This window comes from Nocardia sp. CA-128927, from assembly GCF_050955855.1.
Lineage (GTDB): Bacteria > Actinomycetota > Actinomycetes > Mycobacteriales > Mycobacteriaceae > Nocardia.
This window is the reverse complement of the sequence record NZ_CP192087.1, coordinates 786,133-802,225: the sequence shown is the minus strand read 5'-3', so window position 1 is coordinate 802,225 and position 16,093 is coordinate 786,133. Positions and strand designations below refer to the sequence as shown.

General features: G+C 67.2%; 20 protein-coding genes. 13 read left to right on the top strand and 7 right to left on the bottom strand.

Features of this window, described 5'->3' with window-relative positions; translation table 11 throughout:
• Positions 1–211: 211 nt before the first annotated feature.
• Positions 212–892 carry a LysR family transcriptional regulator gene (locus ACQPW1_RS03955; RefSeq protein WP_433661421.1) on the top strand — a complete coding sequence of 227 codons (681 nt, stop codon included), beginning with the start codon at positions 212–214 and terminating at the stop codon, positions 890–892.
• Positions 886–1,089, top strand: a complete 204-nt coding sequence (locus ACQPW1_RS03950; RefSeq protein ID WP_433661420.1) for a hypothetical protein — start codon at positions 886–888, stop codon at positions 1,087–1,089. Before ACQPW1_RS03955 ends, ACQPW1_RS03950 begins: the two co-directional genes overlap by 7 nt.
• 7 nt (positions 1,090–1,096) lie before the next feature.
• On the opposite strand, the gene ACQPW1_RS03945 is transcribed toward ACQPW1_RS03950, so the two are convergent.
• From ACQPW1_RS03945 to ACQPW1_RS03935, 3 genes are all read right to left on the bottom strand, one after another.
• Positions 1,097–2,290 (bottom strand): acetyl-CoA C-acetyltransferase, encoded by a 1,194-nt coding sequence (locus ACQPW1_RS03945; protein WP_433661419.1) that lies wholly within the window; start codon positions 2,288–2,290, stop codon positions 1,097–1,099.
• Positions 2,291–2,299: 9 nt separating this feature from the next.
• The gene (locus tag ACQPW1_RS03940; protein WP_433661418.1) at positions 2,300–2,914 is read right to left on the bottom strand and encodes a TetR/AcrR family transcriptional regulator; all 615 of its coding nucleotides are present in this window, start codon (positions 2,912–2,914) and stop codon (positions 2,300–2,302) included.
• Positions 2,915–3,007: 93 nt separating this feature from the next.
• The gene (locus ACQPW1_RS03935) at positions 3,008–3,736 is read right to left on the bottom strand and encodes a hypothetical protein (protein WP_433661417.1); all 729 of its coding nucleotides are present in this window, start codon (positions 3,734–3,736) and stop codon (positions 3,008–3,010) included.
• A gap of 352 nt (positions 3,737–4,088) precedes the next feature.
• Between ACQPW1_RS03935 and ACQPW1_RS03930 the strand changes: the two genes are divergently transcribed.
• Positions 4,089–4,244, top strand: coding sequence for a hypothetical protein (locus ACQPW1_RS03930; RefSeq protein WP_433661416.1), 156 nt, complete (start codon positions 4,089–4,091; stop codon positions 4,242–4,244).
• Between the two features lie 6 nt (positions 4,245–4,250).
• Here the strand turns inward: ACQPW1_RS03930 and ACQPW1_RS03925 are convergent, their stop codons facing one another.
• Positions 4,251–5,045: an SDR family oxidoreductase gene (locus ACQPW1_RS03925; protein ID WP_433661415.1), complete on the bottom strand. Its 795-nt coding sequence runs from the start codon at positions 5,043–5,045 to the stop codon at positions 4,251–4,253.
• On the bottom strand, positions 5,042–6,256 hold the full coding sequence (locus ACQPW1_RS03920; protein ID WP_433661414.1) for an acyl-CoA dehydrogenase family protein: 1,215 nt from the start codon (positions 6,254–6,256) through the stop codon (positions 5,042–5,044). The genes ACQPW1_RS03925 and ACQPW1_RS03920 overlap by 4 nt, the downstream gene beginning before the upstream one ends.
• 78 nt (positions 6,257–6,334) lie before the next feature.
• On the opposite strand from ACQPW1_RS03920, the gene ACQPW1_RS03915 reads away from it, so the two are divergent.
• From ACQPW1_RS03915 to ACQPW1_RS03870, 10 genes are all read left to right on the top strand, one after another.
• A complete protein-coding gene (locus ACQPW1_RS03915) occupies positions 6,335–7,888 on the top strand; it encodes a FadD3 family acyl-CoA ligase (RefSeq protein WP_433661413.1) in 1,554 nt (517 codons plus the stop codon).
• A complete protein-coding gene (locus ACQPW1_RS03910) occupies positions 7,888–8,769 on the top strand; it encodes an enoyl-CoA hydratase (protein ID WP_433661412.1) in 882 nt (293 codons plus the stop codon). The genes ACQPW1_RS03915 and ACQPW1_RS03910 overlap by 1 nt, the downstream gene beginning before the upstream one ends.
• Entirely contained in the window at positions 8,770–9,912 is a 1,143-nt protein-coding gene (locus tag ACQPW1_RS03905; RefSeq protein WP_433661411.1) for an acyl-CoA dehydrogenase family protein, read from the top strand. It begins immediately after the preceding gene.
• On the top strand, positions 9,909–10,928 hold the full coding sequence (locus tag ACQPW1_RS03900; RefSeq protein WP_433661410.1) for an acyl-CoA dehydrogenase family protein: 1,020 nt from the start codon (positions 9,909–9,911) through the stop codon (positions 10,926–10,928). The genes ACQPW1_RS03905 and ACQPW1_RS03900 overlap by 4 nt, the downstream gene beginning before the upstream one ends.
• A complete protein-coding gene (locus tag ACQPW1_RS03895; protein ID WP_433661409.1) occupies positions 10,925–11,980 on the top strand; it encodes an acyl-CoA dehydrogenase family protein in 1,056 nt (351 codons plus the stop codon). The genes ACQPW1_RS03900 and ACQPW1_RS03895 overlap by 4 nt, the downstream gene beginning before the upstream one ends.
• Positions 11,981–12,072: 92 nt before the next feature.
• Complete coding sequence (locus ACQPW1_RS03890; protein WP_433661408.1) at positions 12,073–12,339, top strand: hypothetical protein; 267 nt, start codon at positions 12,073–12,075, stop codon at positions 12,337–12,339.
• Positions 12,330–12,746 carry a type II toxin-antitoxin system VapC family toxin gene (locus ACQPW1_RS03885; protein WP_433661407.1) on the top strand — a complete coding sequence of 139 codons (417 nt, stop codon included), beginning with the start codon at positions 12,330–12,332 and terminating at the stop codon, positions 12,744–12,746. The genes ACQPW1_RS03890 and ACQPW1_RS03885 overlap by 10 nt, the downstream gene beginning before the upstream one ends.
• Positions 12,747–12,870: 124 nt before the next feature.
• Positions 12,871–13,314 (top strand): MarR family winged helix-turn-helix transcriptional regulator, encoded by a 444-nt coding sequence (locus tag ACQPW1_RS03880; RefSeq protein WP_433661406.1) that lies wholly within the window; start codon positions 12,871–12,873, stop codon positions 13,312–13,314.
• Between the two features lie 9 nt (positions 13,315–13,323).
• Positions 13,324–14,571, top strand: coding sequence for an MFS transporter (locus ACQPW1_RS03875; protein WP_433661405.1), 1,248 nt, complete (start codon positions 13,324–13,326; stop codon positions 14,569–14,571).
• Positions 14,572–14,668: 97 nt separating this feature from the next.
• A complete protein-coding gene (locus ACQPW1_RS03870; protein WP_433661404.1) occupies positions 14,669–15,421 on the top strand; it encodes a DUF427 domain-containing protein in 753 nt (250 codons plus the stop codon).
• Between the two features lie 101 nt (positions 15,422–15,522).
• Here ACQPW1_RS03870 and ACQPW1_RS03865 read toward each other — a convergent pair whose 3' ends face one another.
• Complete coding sequence (locus tag ACQPW1_RS03865; protein WP_433661403.1) at positions 15,523–15,789, bottom strand: type II toxin-antitoxin system RelE family toxin; 267 nt, start codon at positions 15,787–15,789, stop codon at positions 15,523–15,525.
• Positions 15,786–16,040, bottom strand: a complete 255-nt coding sequence (locus ACQPW1_RS03860; RefSeq protein ID WP_433661402.1) for a type II toxin-antitoxin system Phd/YefM family antitoxin — start codon at positions 16,038–16,040, stop codon at positions 15,786–15,788. The genes ACQPW1_RS03865 and ACQPW1_RS03860 overlap by 4 nt, the downstream gene beginning before the upstream one ends.
• Between the last annotated feature and the right edge of the window lie 53 nt (positions 16,041–16,093).

Here is a 16,093-nt window from a genome sequence, read left to right as displayed (position 1 = left end):
TGGTGTGGCCGTCTGCTCGAGCGGATCGACTCCACGCTAATTCGATAGATCAGCTAACGGAATAACCATGTTCATCAGTGTCGTTATGTCCACGCCGATAACAAATCGAAAACGGCGTCTAGCTGGCATTTTACCGGAGTGGGCGAAATGCCGGATATGCCCGAGGCGGACAACCGGAACACCATCGAGCCAGATAGCTACCATGTCGCAAATGGAGATCTACCATCTGCGCTACTTCCTGACGGTCGCCAGCGAACTGAATTTCACCAGGGCGGCACAGGCGTTGCAGATGTCGGTCCCACCGTTGAGCCAACGCATCAAAGCCCTCGAAACCGAGCTCGGCGCGGCACTGTTCGAACGCTCCACCCGACACGTCCGGCTGACTCCGGCGGGCGAACAGCTCGTGCCACTGGCCCGCTCGATCGTCACCGACTTCGACGCGCTACGTGACCGACTAGCCGCCCCGAACGATCAGCCGATCGACGTGCGCTTCGCCATTCCGGAGTTGCTCGGCACCGACATCAGCCACCGGCTCACCGCCGCGATGACCGACCTCGCGCCCGACTACACCTTTGCGCTCGAGCAGCTGCGCTCCGCCGATATCGGGGCGAGCCTGCGCAGCAACCACATCGACCTCGCGCTGTCGCACATCCCGTCCGCCGGAACGGGAGTCGAGTCCGTCGTCATCGCTACCGAACCGGTCGGCGTCCTGGTCGATGCCACCCTGTTCACCGGGCGAACCTCGGTGCGAGTGGCCGATTTACGCGGCTTCACCCACATCCAGGGGCCCAACACTGGGAACTCTCCCTCGGTGACGGCGCCAGGACCACACTGTCCGGCGCGGGTAGCAGCGAAGGCAGCGGCCGTTTCCGGACCATCGACGGCATGCTGATGATGTTGCGCCAAACCCGCGCCTTCATCATCGCCCCGTTCGACTCCGAGGGCCTGCACGCCGTCGACCGCGCCGAGTTCCGCTTCCTCCCCGTCGAAGACCTGAACCTCGACGTGAGCACCGCGTTGCTCTGGCGCACCGACGACGTGCGGTTCGGTCGGCTCGCCGCTGACCTCGCCGCACTACTGCCCGGCTAGCGCCGGCTCAGCTGCCGAGCCGCTCGATGATGGTGACGTTCGCGGTGCCGCCGCCCTCACAGATGGTGAGCAGGCCGTAGCGGCCGTTGACCCGCTCCAGTTCGTTGAGCAGAGACGCGAAAAGCTTTGCGCCGGTGGCACCGAGGGGGTGACCGAGGGCGATCGCGCCGCCGTTGACATTGACCCGCTCCGGGTCCGCGCCGGTCTCCTTCAACCAGGCGAGCACGACCGGGGCGAAGGCCTCGTTGATCTCCACCACGTCGATGTCGTCGATGGTGAGTCCGGTCTTCTCCAGCGCCCACTTGGTCGCCGGGATCGGCGCGGTGAGCATGAAGATCGGGTCGGCGCCGCGCGCGCTGACGTGATGAATCCGGGCCCGCGGCGTCAATCCGTAAGCCTCGACGGCCCATTCGGACGCGAGCAGGGCGGCACTCGCGCCGTCGGAGATCTGGCTCGCGACCGCCGCGGTCAGCGGGCTCCCCTCGGCCAGCGGCTGAAGCGACGCCATCTTCTCCAGGCTGGTCTCGCGCGGTCCCTGATCGATCCAGAAGTCGCCGACCGGCACGATCTCCCGATCGAAGCGGCCGTTCTTGATGGCGTCGCGGGCCCGCTCATGGCTGCGCAAAGCCCAGCGCTCCATGTCTTCTCGGCTGATGTTCCACTTCTCGGCGATCAGCTGGGCGGCCCGGAACTGGGTGACCTCGGCGGTGCCGTAGCGATGGTCCCAGCCCGCCGAACCGACGAACGGCGAGTCGAACCCGTACTCCTTGCCCGCGTACATGGCGGCCGAGATCGGGATGGCGCTCATGTTCTGCAGCCCGCCCGCGACGATCACCTCGGCAGTGCCGCTCATGATGGCCTGCGCGCCGAAGTTGATGGCCTGCTGGCTGGATCCGCACTGGCGGTCGACGGTGACGCCGGGCACCTCCTCCGGATAGCCCGCGGCCAACCATGCGGTGCGGCCGACGTTTCCGGCCTGCGGGCCGACATTGTCGACGCAGCCGACGATCACGTCGTCGACATTGCCCGGGTCGATCGTGTTGCGGTCCAACAGGCCTCGCAGCGCGGCCGCGCCGAGGTCGGCGGGGTGCACGGCGGCCAGGGCGCCGCCGCGCTTGCCGACCGGGGTGCGCACCGCGTCGATCACGTAGGCGTCCCGCAGCGGGGTGTAGGGGCGGCGGGGTGCGGATGGTGCTGACATCTGGAACTCCTACGTGGTGTGCTCGGCCGTGGCCAGCGTGAGGCCGTCGAGCACGATGGTCAGATACTGCTTGGCGAGGTTGTCTACGGTGATGGGTCCGCCCGGCTGGTACCAGCGCACCGCGACCCACACGGTGTCGCGCAGGAATCGGTAGGCCAGTTCGACATCGATCTCGGGCCGGAAGCTGCCGTCGGTCACGCCGTTGGTCAGCACCCGGTGCCAGAGCTCGCGGAATTCGCGGTTGTAGTCGGCGATGTAGCTGAACCGCTCGGCGGTGCGCAGCCGCTTCGCCTCGGCCTGGTAGATCGCCACCGCGGCGTGATGCCGATCGAACGACTGGTAGGACGCGAGCACCAAGGCTTCCAAGGTGTCTCGCGGGCTGAGCCCGGCGCCGACGATCTCGCGGTAGTGCCCGAACAGGTCGTCGAGGAAGCCGCGCAGGATCTCGTCCACCATCGACTCTTTGGAATCGAAGTGGTGGTAGAGACTCCCCGATAGAATTCCGGCCGCGTCGGCGATATCGCGCACGGTGGTGGCGCGCAGTCCTCGCTCGGCGAACAGTTCGGCCGCCAGCGTGAGCAGTTCATTGCGCCGTGCTGATTTCGAAGCCTCGGGTGCGGTCACATCGGCCATAATACAACCAAGCGTTTGCTTGGTACAGGGTGGCGCGCTAGTGAGCTACCCAGCATCGGGTTGGTAGGTCGGGTCGGAACGTGCTCAGCGCACTGAATAGCGCAGCGGGGAGGACACGGATAGGTCCGCTAGCAGCCGGTCGCAGATCACCACCGGCGCGATACCCGCTCTGGCCATGCGCGCGACCAACGCGAGTCGGCGTTCGCAGCTGTCCCACTCGACGGTGAGTTGCCCGCGCCCCGGCCCGGCGTCCACGGTCGCCATCACGCGCGGCGGGCCGTAGGCCATCGGCTCTTCGATCAGCTTGAGCACCATGCCGCGCTGCCACGCCTGGTAGGTGTCCATGTCGGCGCCGATCACCAGCTTGTCGGTGGCGGCGCAAAGACCCTGGGAGATTTCCTCGTCGAAGGCCACCCGGTCGAACCGGAACTTCCGGCACTTCGCCACCACGTTGAGCAGGTCCGCGCGCACCTCGTACAGCAGCGCGCACTGCCGATGCCTGCGCTGGTCCTGCGCCGACTCCGCGGGGTCGGCGCCGAGGCCGATCTGTTTGGCCCGCTCCCGATCTCGCGCCATGTCGGCGCGCAGCGCGCCCCGCGGGTCGCGCGTCACCTCGCGCTCATCAATGGCGTATTGCTCGAGAATCTGTGCCGCGCGCATCGCGGTCGCACATTCGGAGGTGTGCTCCATCAATTCGGCGCCGAGAGTTAGCGCGGCGAGCACCATGCTGTCCAGCCTGCGCCTGGCTAGCACCACTTCGCGCACCAATTCGAGTTCCAGTTGTTCGCGGGCAGCTGGGCTATCCAGGCCCATAGCCATCGCCCCTTTGGAGAGTGCGGGATCCGATCTAAACCAGCATCGCACACCCCGGGGGCTTCTGGCGCGGCCTTTTCTACCTGATCAGCCGCCCATTTGCTCGATGTGCGCGGGAAGCTGGAAGGCGATCGCACTTTGGCGCAGCCAGCCGCCCGTCCAGTCTGTCGCGCCATGCGACACGGCCACGCAGCCAACGACCGGCAATGCGAAAGTGATTCGGCCGACCGATAGCGAAAAATGTTGCGCGCTACGACAGATCGCCGAAACTTCGCGTGTATGGCACCGGTTATGCGCGAAGATCGCGGAAAATCACTCGAGCGTCCGATGCCCGCGCCACGAAGCGATATTCATGCGTTTTGCCACCGCGCCACGACCGCTCGCCGTCGCCGCGCTGGCCGCGGTGCCGGTGCTCGCCACCGCGACGCCGGCCGCCGCCGCGCCAGCTGGGGAATCGTGGGACACGATTTTCACCGTCGCCAGATCCGGGCTCTGCGTCGGGAACTGAACCGGCTCAGGCGCGTTGGCTGCTGACCGAGACGACCTCGCCGGTCAGGTACGAGGTGTAGTCGCTGGCCAGCATCGCGATGGTGGCCGCGACCTCCCACGGCTCGGCGGCCCGGCCGAAGGCTTCGCGCTCGGACAACCGGTCCAACAGTTCGGTCGAGCTGACCTTGTCCAGGAAGGCGTGCCTGGCGATGCTCGGGGCCACCGCGTTGATCCGCACACCGAGTTCGGCGGCCTCGACCGCGCTGCATCGGGTCAGCGCCATCACGCCCGCCTTGGCCGCGGCGTAGTGCGCCTGGCCGTGCTGCGCGCGCCAGCCGAGCACGCTGGCGTTGTTGACGATCACGCCGCCGTGGCCCGCGTCGCGGAAGTAGCCGAGCGCGGCGCGGGTGCAGCGGAAGGTGCCGTTGAGGGTGATGTCGAGGACGCGATCCCACTGCTCGTCGGTCATGTCGACCACCGGGGTCTCGCCGCCGAGTCCGGCATTGTTGACCATGATGTCGATCCGGCCGATCGCCGCGGCCGCGCCGCGCACCAGCGCGTTGACCTGTTCGGTGCTCTGCACGTCGCAGGCGATCGAGGCGACCTTGCGCTCCGGGAACTCGGCCGCGAGCTCGGTGGCCGTCTCGGCCAAACGCCGCTCGTGCCAATCGGAGACGACCACGTCGGCGCCCTCGGCGAGCAGCCTGCGCGCGGTGGCCGAGCCGATGCCGGTGCCCGCCGCGGCGGTGATGACGGCGGCGCGTCCGGTCAGCAGGCCGTGTCCAGGAATCGGCTGGGGCGCAACAGAGAGGTCGGTCATGGTCGTGCCTCCCGCGGCAGGCCGAGCACGCGCTCGGCGATGATGTTGCGCTGCACTTCGTTCGAACCTCCGTAGATCGTGTCGGCGCGGGTGAACAGGTACATCCGCTGCCATTCGTTCAGGTCGTTCTCGTCGGCCACCATGCCCGCGGGGCCGAGCACCGCCATGGCGAGTTCGCCGAGACCGCGATGCCAGTTGGCCCACAACAGTTTTGCGACCGAGGCTTGTCCCCCGTCGTCGACGCCAGCGCCCTCCATGGTTCGGATGGCGTGGGCACGCAACACCCGCAGACCGACCCAGGCCTGGTCGATCCGATCGGCGATGAGCGGGTCCTCGGCGGCACCGGTGCGGCGGGCCAGCGCCTCGACATCGGCGAGTTCCCTGGCGAACCGGATCTGCTGGCCGAGCGTGGAGATGCCGCGTTCGAAGGTCAGTGTGCCCATGGCGATGCGCCAGCCCTCGCCCGGCGCGCCGATCACCAGATCCGCGGCGGTGCGCGCGTTGTCGAAGAAGACCTCGTTGAACTCCGAGGTGCCGGTCAGCTGGATGATCGGGCGCACGTCGACGCCCGGCTGATGCATCGGAACCAGCAGGTAGGACAGGCCCTTGTGCCGAACCGAGCCGCGCTCCGTGCGCGCGATCACGAAGCACCAGTCGGCGATGTGGGCCAGCGAGGTCCAGATCTTCTGGCCGTTGATCGACCATTCGCCGCCGTCGAGCTGGGCCGCGGTGGTGATCGCGGCCAGGTCCGAACCGGCGCCCGGCTCGGAATAGCCCTGACACCACAGCTCGGTCACGTTGCGGATGCCGGGCAGGAAGCGTTCCTTCTGCGCCTGGGTGCCGAAGGCGAGCACGGTCGGCCCGAGCAGTTCCTCGCCGACGTGCGAAACCCGCGACGGCGCGTTCGCTTTCGCGTACTCCTCGTGGAAGATCACCTGCTGGCGCACGGTCGCCTCGCGGCCGCCGTACTCCTTGGGCCAGCCGAGGCAGGTCCAGCCAGCGGCGGCGAGGTGCCGGTCCCAGGCCAGTCGCTCCTCGAAGGCCTCGTGTTCGCGGCCTGGTCCGCCGAGCCCGCGCAGTTCGCGGAACTCGCCGTTCAGGTTTTCGGCCAGCCACTCACGCACGTCGGCGGCGAATTGCGCGTCTTGCGTCGCGGAAAACCGCCCGCCCTGCGCGGCGGTGTCGGATTCTGAGGTCTGGATCGCACCCACGCCGGTAGGATAACCTACCAAGCACTTGCTTTGTAGGGCGCTTGCATGAGTGCCCCGACACGGACGGTAAGGACAACCGTGACAACCCCTGCACTTACGACACCGCTGGCGCTGCAGCATGCCGCACACACCTTCGGTACCGCTCCCGCCCTGGCCGACGGGCCGGTCCGGCTGGACTGGGCCCAGCTGCTGGCCGCGGTCCAGGAGGTGGCGCGGGCGCTCATCGCGCGCGGCGTGCAATCGGGCGACCGGGTGGCGATGTGGGCGCCCAACACCCACCACTGGGTCGTCGCGGCGTTGGGCGCGCACTATGTCGGTGCCTCGCTGGTGCCGTTGAACACCCGCTATGTCGCCGACGAGGCCGCCGATGTGCTGGGCCGGGTCGACGCGCGGGCGTTGTTCATCGCGGGCACCTTCCTCGGTCGCGATCGGCTCGCCGAATTGCGTTCGGCCGCACCGGGACTCGATATCGAGACGGTGGTCGTCATCCCGGTCGAGCCGGGCAGCACGACCGGCGACGAGACCGCGTTCGACTGGTCCGAGCTCGCCGGGGTCGCCGAGAAAGCCACCCTGGCCGAGGCCGAAGAACGTGCGGCGGCGGTGAGTCCCGACGACACCGCCGACATCCTGTTCACCTCCGGCACCACCGGCCGCAGCAAGGGCACCGTGGTGGCGCATCGGCAGGCGCTGTCGGTGGTGCGGGCCTGGGCGGAATGCACGACACTCAACGGCGACGACCGGTATCTGGTGGTGAGTCCGTTCTTCCACAACTTCGGTTACAAGGCGGGCATTCTCGCGTGCCTGGTCACCGGTGCCGCGATCGTCCCGCAGGCGGTGTTCGACGTGCCCGCCACCATGCGGCTGGTGAGCGAGGAGAAGATCACCGTGCTGCCCGGGCCGCCGACGATCTATCAGACGATTCTCGACTTCCCGAACCGCGCCGACTTCGACCTCGGCACGCTGCGCGTCGCCGTGACCGGGGCGGCCACAGTGCCGGTGGTGCTGGTCGAGCGGATGCGCTCGGAGCTCGACTTCGATGTCGTCATCACCGGTTACGGGCTGTCCGAGGCGTCGGGATTCGGCACCATGTGCCGCGCGGACGACGACGCCGAGACCATCGCGGGTACCTGCGGACGACCGATCGCGGACTTCGAACTCCGGCTCGCGCCCAACGGCGAGGTGCTGCTGCGCGGGCCGAACGTCATGCTCGGCTACCTCGACGATCCCGAAAGTACCGCCGAGGCAATCGATTCCGACGGCTGGCTGCACACCGGTGACGTCGGCACAGTGGACGAGCGCGGCTATCTGAAGATCACCGACCGACTCAAGGACATGTACATCTCCGGCGGGTTCAACGTGTATCCGGCCGAGATCGAGCAGGCCCTCGCGCGGCTGGACGGCATCGCCGAATCCGCGGTGATCGGGGTGCCGGACAACCGAATGGGCGAGGTGGGCAAGGCGTTCGTGGTCCGCAAGGCGGGCGCGCAGCTCACCGCGGATCAGGTGCTCGCCCACGCCACCACCGTGCTGGCCAACTTCAAGGTGCCGCGGTTCATCGAATTCCGCGACCAGCTGCCCTACAGCGCCGCCGGGAAAGTGCTCAAGCGTCAACTACGTGAGGAGATTTCGTAATGTCGGAACCGATCCCGGACGAGGGTGACGTCGTCACGTACGAGGTGCGTGGTCGCACGGCGATCGTCACGCTGAACCGGCCGGACTACCGCAACGCGCAGAACTCGGTGATGACCTACGCGCTCGACGCCGCCTTCGAGCGGGCCGTCGAGGATCCCGAGGTCGGCGTGATCGTGTTGGCGGGCAACGGCAAACACTTCAGCGCGGGGCACGACATCGGCACCCCGGGCCGCGATCATCACATCCACTACCCGAACAAGGCCGCGCTGTGGTGGGACCACGTCGACAAGGTCGGCGGCGATCAGCGCTTCGCACGTGAGCTCGAGGTGTACCTCGGCATGTGCCGGCGCTGGCGGGAGATTCCCAAGCCGACCATCGCCATGGTGCAGGGCGCCTGCATCGCGGGCGGGCTGATGCTGGCCTGGGTGTGCGATCTGATCATCGCCTCCGATGACGCGTTCTTCTCCGATCCGGTTGTGCGGATGGGGATTCCGGGTGTCGAGTACTTCGCACATCCGTGGGTGATGGGGCCGCGGGCGGCGAAGGAGTTCCTGTTCACCGGGGACCGGTTCGGCGCGGCACAGGCCAAGGAATGGGGCATGGTCAACCGGGTCGTGCCACGTGCCGAGCTGGAGGCCGAGACCCTCACGCTTGCCGAAAAGATCGGCACCATGCCGCAATTCGGCCTCGCGCTGACGAAGAAGGCGGTGAATCAGGCCGAGGACCAGATGGGCATGCGCAACGGCATGGATTCGGTGTTCGGGCTGCATCACTTCGCGCACGCGCACAATGCCGAGGTCGGCGCGGACTCGCTGGGCGGTATGAACGCCAAAACGATGAAGGCTCAGGCGAGCTCGACCGGCGAGAACGGGGCGTCGTAAGTGGATCTCGATATCGACCAGGCGACACAGGAATTCCAGACCGAGGTCCGAGAGTTCCTGGCCGCCAACAAGCCTGCGCAGCCGATGCCCTCGATGGACACCAAGGCCGGGTTCGAGGCGCATCGCGCCTGGGAAAGCACCCTCGCCGATGCTCGTCTCTCTGTCGTCGCCTGGCCCGAGGAGTACGGCGGCCGTGATGCCTCGCTGCTGGAATGGGTGCTGTTCGAGCAGGAGTACTACGCTGCGGGCGCGCCGGGGCGGGTGAGCCAGAACGGCATCTTCCTGCTGGCACCAACGCTTTTCGAGCACGGCACGCCCGAGCAGCTGGACCGGATCATGCCGCGGATGGCGCGCGGTGAGGACATCTGGGCCCAGGCGTGGTCGGAGCCGGAGGCGGGCAGCGATCTCGCGGGCATCCGCTCGACCGCGCGACGCACCAATGGCGGCTGGCTGCTCAGCGGGCAGAAGACGTGGAGTTCGCGAGCGGCCTATGCGGACTGGGCCTTCGGGCTGTTCCGCAGCGATCCCGAGGCGGAGCGGCACAAAGGGCTGACCTATGTGATGTTCCCGCTGTCGGCGGATGGTGTTTCGGTGCGCCCGATCCCGCAGCTGGACGGCGAACCCGGCTTCGCGGAGATCTTCCTCGACGAGGTGTTCGTGCCCGATCGCGACGTGATCGGTGCGCCCGGCGAGGGCTGGCGCGTGGCGATGAGCACGTCGAGCAATGAGCGCGGCCTGTCGCTGCGCAGCCCGGGGCGGTTCAGTGCGACGGCCCAACGGTTGATCGATCTGTGGCTCGATACCGGCGACGAGGCCAACACCGCGCAGCGAGATGCCGTGGTGGACGCCTGGATCGGCAGCGAGGCATACCGGCTGCACACCTTCGGCACGGTCACCCGGCTGAACGAAGGCGGCAAGCTCGGCGCGGAATCCTCGATCACCAAGGTGTTCTGGTCCGAGCTCGACATCGCCATGCACGAGACCGCACTGGAGGTGCTCGGCGCGACCGCCGAACGCTCCGGACCGTGGACCGACGGCTACCTGTTCTCGCTGTCCGGACCGATCTACGCGGGCACCAACGAGATTCAGCGCAACATCATCGCCGAGCGGCTGCTCGGACTACCGAGAGGGAGCAGCCGATGAGATTCGCGCTCAGTCCCGAACAACTCGACTTCGGCACCAGCGTGCGCAAGCTGCTCGACGCGGGACGCACGCCCGCCGCGGTGCGCGGCTGGGCGACCGGCGATCCGCGCCTGGGGCGCGGCCTGATCCGTCAGCTGGCTGGTGCGGGTGTGCTCGGTCTGGCCATCGACGACGAGCACGGTGGCGTCGGTGCCGAACCGATCGATCTCGTGGTCGCGTTCGTCGAGCTCGGTCGCGCTGCCGCGCCCGGTCCACTGGTGGAGACGGCGGCCGCGATACCCGCGCTGCTGCAAGCACTTCCGGACCAGAGCCTGGCCGCACGCTGGCTGCCCGGCTTCGCCGAGGGTGCCGAGATGGGCACCATCGCTTTCGCGGCGCCGGACCACAGTGGCGTGGCATTGGACGCCGATAGCGCCGAGGTGGTGCTGATCGCCGATGGCGGGCAGCTGCACACCGCGCATCGGACCGGACTGGTGCGGTCGATCGATCCGGCGCGCCGCCTCTTCGCCGTCGCGGCCGACGAGTCGGTCGCCGAGGACGTTGCCGACGCCATTGCCACCGGGTTCGACACCGGCGCGCTGGCCTGCGCGGCGCAGTTGCTCGGCGCCGGGCGCGCACTGCTGGACTCCACCACCGGATATGCCAAGCAGCGCAAGCAGTTCGGCAAGCCGATCGGCGAATTCCAGGCCGTCAAGCAGAAGCTCGCCGATGTGCTGATCGGGCTGGACCTGGCCGAGCCGCTGCTCTACCGCGCCGCACTCACCATGGGCGAATCGACGCGCAGCCGCGACGTTTCGGCCGCAGTGATCGCCTGCGGTGACGCGGCATACCGGGCGGCCAGGGCGGCGCTGCAAGTGCACGGCGCGATCGGCTACACCGCCGAATACGACCTGTCGCTGTGGCTGACCAAGGTCACCGCGCTCCGTTCCGCCTGGGGCACACCAGATCTGCACCGCGCACGGATCGCCGATTTCCTCCGCGACGAAGCGGAGCGGCAACTACGAGGGACGGCATGACCAGCACCGAACACCAGGAGTTCACCGCATCGGTGCGCGCACTGCTCACCAAGCACGCCGGATCCGCCGCGGTGCGTGCGGCAATGGACACCGAACTCGGCTACGACCCGGCGCTGTGGCAGCGGCTGTGCGAGCAGATCGGGGTGGCCGCGCTGGCCATTCCCGAGGAATACGGCGGGGTCGGCGCGAGCCTGGTCGAATCCCTGCTGGTGGTAGGCGAACTCGGCCACACCCTCGCCGGTGTCCCGATGCTCGGCTCCGCCGTCCTCGGCACCCAAGCCCTGCTGCTGTCGGCCGACGCAGAGGCCTGCGCCCGCCTACTCCCCGAAGTCGCCGAGGGCACCCGCACCCTCGCCGTGTGCTGGGCGAGCGAAACTGGTTGGGACGAGCCAGGAGTCCGCGAATCGGACGGAACCCTCACCGGCACCGCCCATTACGTGCTCGACGGCCACACCGCCGACACCTTGATCGTGCTCACCCCCACCGGCTTCTTCGAGGTCGACCCCACCACCTCCGGGGTCACCCGCCGCGTCGTCCCCACCATGGACCCGACTCGCAAACTGACCGAAATCACCTTCACCACAGCCGAAGCCCACCCCCTCGGCACCGCCGATCCCACCCCCGCCATCACCCGCCTACGCGAAATCGCCTGGGCCGCGGTAGCCGCCGAACAGGTAGGCGCCGCAGACCACTGCCTCCAGATGACCGTCGACTACACCAAGTCCCGAGTCCAATTCGGCCGCCCCATCGGCAGCTTCCAAGCCCTCAAACACCGCATGGCCGACATGTACGTCCTACTCGAGTCAGCCAAGTCCGCCGCCGCCGCCGCCACCCTCGCGGTAGCCGAAGCCAGCCCCACCGCCGCCGAAGACGTCTGGGTAGCCCGCCGCCACTGCTCCACCGCCCTGACCACCATCGTCGCCGAAACCGTCCAACTACACGGCGGCATAGCCATCACCTGGGAACACGACGCCCACCTCTTCTTCAAACGCGCCCACGGCGACGCCCAACTCTTCGGCACACCGCGCCGACCGGTGGCCACACCGGCATAGAGCGCACCTCGTACTTCTCACGGTCATGAGCATCGATATAGAGGATGACCTGGCCTAGCAAGTCGGACGCGACAGTCCCTAAACTGACGGCTATGACCTCCGCACACGACTACGAGGAGCTACACCACCTGGTAGACCGGCTGACTCCGGCTCAGGCGCGGCATCTTCGCCTGCTCGTGTCGGAGGATCCCGAGTTGTCCACAACAGCTCCGGCGCAGGACGACGCCGAAGATCGAGGCGTGACCGAGGGCTTGCGGTCACTCACCGGCATCTGGGATTCCGGCAGGACCGACACCGCCGAGCGCCACGATGACTACATCCGCGAACGCCTGCGTCAGCGGCGCGACGAATGGCAGTAACCACCACCGTGCTGGACACCGGTCCGCTGGTAGCCCTGATGGACCGCAGTGACAACCGGCACGCCGAATGCGCCCAGTTCTTCGCAACCCTGCGGGGCCGACTCTTGCTGCCCACGTCGGTAATGATCGAGGTCTGCTGGCTGCTGGAGGAACGTCCCGATGTGGAGGCCGCCTTTCTCGACAGAGTCGAGGAGGATGTCTTCGAACTGGTCTCGTTCACGAAACCGGACGTCGACCGGATCGCCGAGTTAGTGCGTCGATATGCCGACTTCCCTCTGGGGTCGGTCGATGCATCCGTCATAGCCGTCGCCGAACAATTCGAGACCGACAGGGTCGCGACGCTCGACCGCAAGCACTTCAGCGTGGTTCGCCCCGCCCACGTGCAGACGTTCGCATTGCTACCCTAACTCCTGAAAGCCCAGTTCACAGCCCCGGTACGCTTTGCGGCCGGGGCTTTGGCGTGTCCGTGATCGAGTTCACGAGACATATATAGTTAGCTTATGTAATAATATCTGGGTGGAGCAGGCTCAGGTGAACACAGCGGATGACATTGTCGTCGATCTACTCGTAACCGCGGGCAGGCTCACTCGGCTGGCCGGGGTGATCAGCGGCGACGACCTGCCGCGGGCGGTGTTGCGGGCACTTGCGGTGCTCGACGAACACGGCGCCGTGCGGGTCAGTGAGTTCGCCAGGATCGACCGTTGTTCCCAGCCGGCAGCAACGACGCTGATCGGCAGGCTGGTCGCGGATGGCTTCGCGACCCGACGCAAGGACTCGGCCGATTCCCGAGCCGTCGTCGTCGAACTCACCCCGGCCGGACGCAACCGGCTCACCCAGGCACGGCAGGCCTTCGCCGCCGCGCTCACCACGCGACTGGACGGCTTCGACATCGAACGCCTGGCCCGCATGGACACCGATCTGAACGAACTGCTGGAGGCCCTGAAAACGGCTACGCCGCAGCACCATCCGATATAGAGGGACTTGATGAGCACCTTGGCTCCTGATCGCGCCGTCGGCGCGGAAACCACCTCGACCAACCGCCAACCGAAAGCCGTGTGGGCTGTCGCGTTCGCGAGCGTGATCGCCTTCATGGGAATCGGGCTGGTAGACCCGATTCTGAAACCGATCGGCGAACAACTGCACGCCTCGCCGTCGCAAGTATCGCTGCTGTTCACCAGCTACATGCTGGTGACGGGCGTGGCCATGTTGATCACGGGCGTGGTGTCCAGCCGGTTCGGTGCGAAGAAGACCCTGGTGGCCGGTCTGGCCATCATCATCGTGTTCGCGGCGCTGGCGGGGTTGTCCGACACCGTCACTCAGATCGTCGGATTCCGCGCGGGCTGGGGCCTCGGCAACGCCCTGTTCATCGCCACCGCGCTGGCCACCATCGTCGGCGCGGCCAGCGGCGGCGTCGCCCGCGCGATCATCCTCTACGAGGCCGCGCTCGGCATCGGCATCGCCACCGGACCGCTGCTCGGCGGCGTGCTCGGCGGAATCAGCTGGCGTGGACCGTTTTTCGGCGTCTCGGTACTGATGGCCGTGGCCTTGGTCAGCATCGTCGTGCTGCTGCCTGAGGGCCCGAAGCCGACGCATCACACCTCGATCGCCGCCCCGTTCCTCGCGCTGCGGCACCGCGGCCTGCTGACCGTCAGCCTCACCGCCCTGCTCTACAACTTCGGCTTCTTCACCCTGCTCGCCTACACCCCGTTCCCGCTGGACATGGGCACCTACGCGATCGGCTTCATCTTCTGCGGCTGGGGCATCCTGCTCGCGCTCTCGTCGGTGTTCCTGGCGCCGCGGTTGCAGCGGCGGTTCGGTTCGCTGCCGATGATGGGTCTGTCGATCGCGCTGTTCGCCGCGGACCTCGCGGTGATGGCGGCCTTCGCCGAGCACAAGCCGGTGCTGATCATCGGCACCGTGCTGGCCGGACTGTTCCTCGGGGTGAACAACACCCTGATCACCGAGGCCGTGATGATCTCCGCGCCGGTCGAGCGGTCGACCGCGTCGGCGGCCTACAGCTTCGTCCGCTTCGCCGGCGGCGCGGCCGCGCCGTACCTCGCGGGCAAGCTCGGCGAGCACAGCATCGCGCTGCCGTTCTGGGTCGGCGCCGCCTGCACCGCGGGCGCGGTGCTCGTCCTGCTGGCCGGGCGCGCGGCACTCGCGCACATCGACGACCACGCCTCGGCGCCGCACAGCGTCGCCGAGGCGGAAGCGATCACCGTCGGCGACTGAGCCGATCAACAGCTGCCTGGACCCGCACGGGGGTTCAGGCAGCTGCGCTGTCTGCGATACCTGCTCGCGACGCTGCTCGGGAGTACCGTCGGATGTCATGGGCGATACGCAGCGAGGCCGGGTAAAGATCGAAACCAGCCAGAAGCGAGTTCGGGTATTTCTCGGTGGCCGGGTAGTGGCCGATACGACCCAGCCGGTGCTGGTGTGGGAGGGTCCGCACTATCCGGCCTACTACGTCCCGGCCGCGGATCTGCAAGCAAAACTCGAGCCGACCGGCAAATCCCACCACTCCCCCAGCCGCGGTGACGCGACGGAGTACGACGTGGTCGTCGACGGCACGACCGCAGCCGCTGCCGCACTGCGCTACCACGATTCACCGCTGACCGAACTCAACGATCTGGTGCGGCTCGAGTGGGACAAGATGGACGAGTGGTTCGAGGAAGACGAGCCGGTCTACGTCCACCCCCGTAGCCCCTACACCCGAGTGGACATCCTCGGCAGCTCCCGGCACGTGCGCGTCGAGATCGACGGCGTCACCGTCGCGGATTCGCACTCCCCGCGCATCCTCTTCGAAACCGGCCTGCCCGCAAGGTATTACCTCCCGATGACCGACGTCCGGATGGACCTGCTGCACCCGTCGGACACCCACACCAGCTGCCCGTACAAGGGCACCGCCGACTATTGGACTGTTCGGGTCGGCGACAACGAGTACAAGGACTACGTGTGGGGCTACCGCACGCCGCTGCCGGAGAGCCAGAAGGTCGCGGGGCTGGTGTGCTTCTACAACGAGAAGGTCGACACCTACCTCGACGGTGAACTTCAGGAACGTCCGAAGACACCGTTCACCTGAGGCTTTCAGCGATAGCCGCTCGAGCCGTCCGCCAGCTCTTCGGCACACGGGTAAAAAGGCAGCCCACAGTCACTATCGACTGTGGGCTGCTTCAATGCTGGTCAGAGATCGCGGTACACGTCCCGACGCCACCCGACCTTCACGACCAGGATCACCAACACATCGTCCTGCACTTGGTAGACGACCCGGAAGCGGCCGACCCGCAGGCGATAGGCGTCCACGTTCACCAACTTTCGGACGGCAAGCCCCTCGGCGTACGGATCGTCGCCAAGGACAGTGAACGCGGTGAGGATGCGCATCGCATCTCGTTGTTCCAGGTCTCGCAGTTCAGGCCGGGCCGACTCGAGGAACTGAAACGTGTACTTCACTTACGCGCCTCGAAAATGTCCGCGAGCACTTCGGCCATGCTGTAGGCCTTCTCACCGGCGGCGAGGCGGGCGGTGGCCTCACGGGCCAACATTTCGTCTTCGGCGTCGTCGACCGCTTCCACCACGGACAGGGGTACCAACGCGGCAGCAGGAGTGCCGTCGCGGAGAATGATCACTTGCTCCCCAGCCTCGGCGGCGTCGATGTATTTCGCCAGGTTGGTGCGTAGTTCGCGGGTGCTGATCTCACTCATACCTAGAGTGTACACGCAACTGTGTACACATCCCTGATCGCTGCCCTTACCCA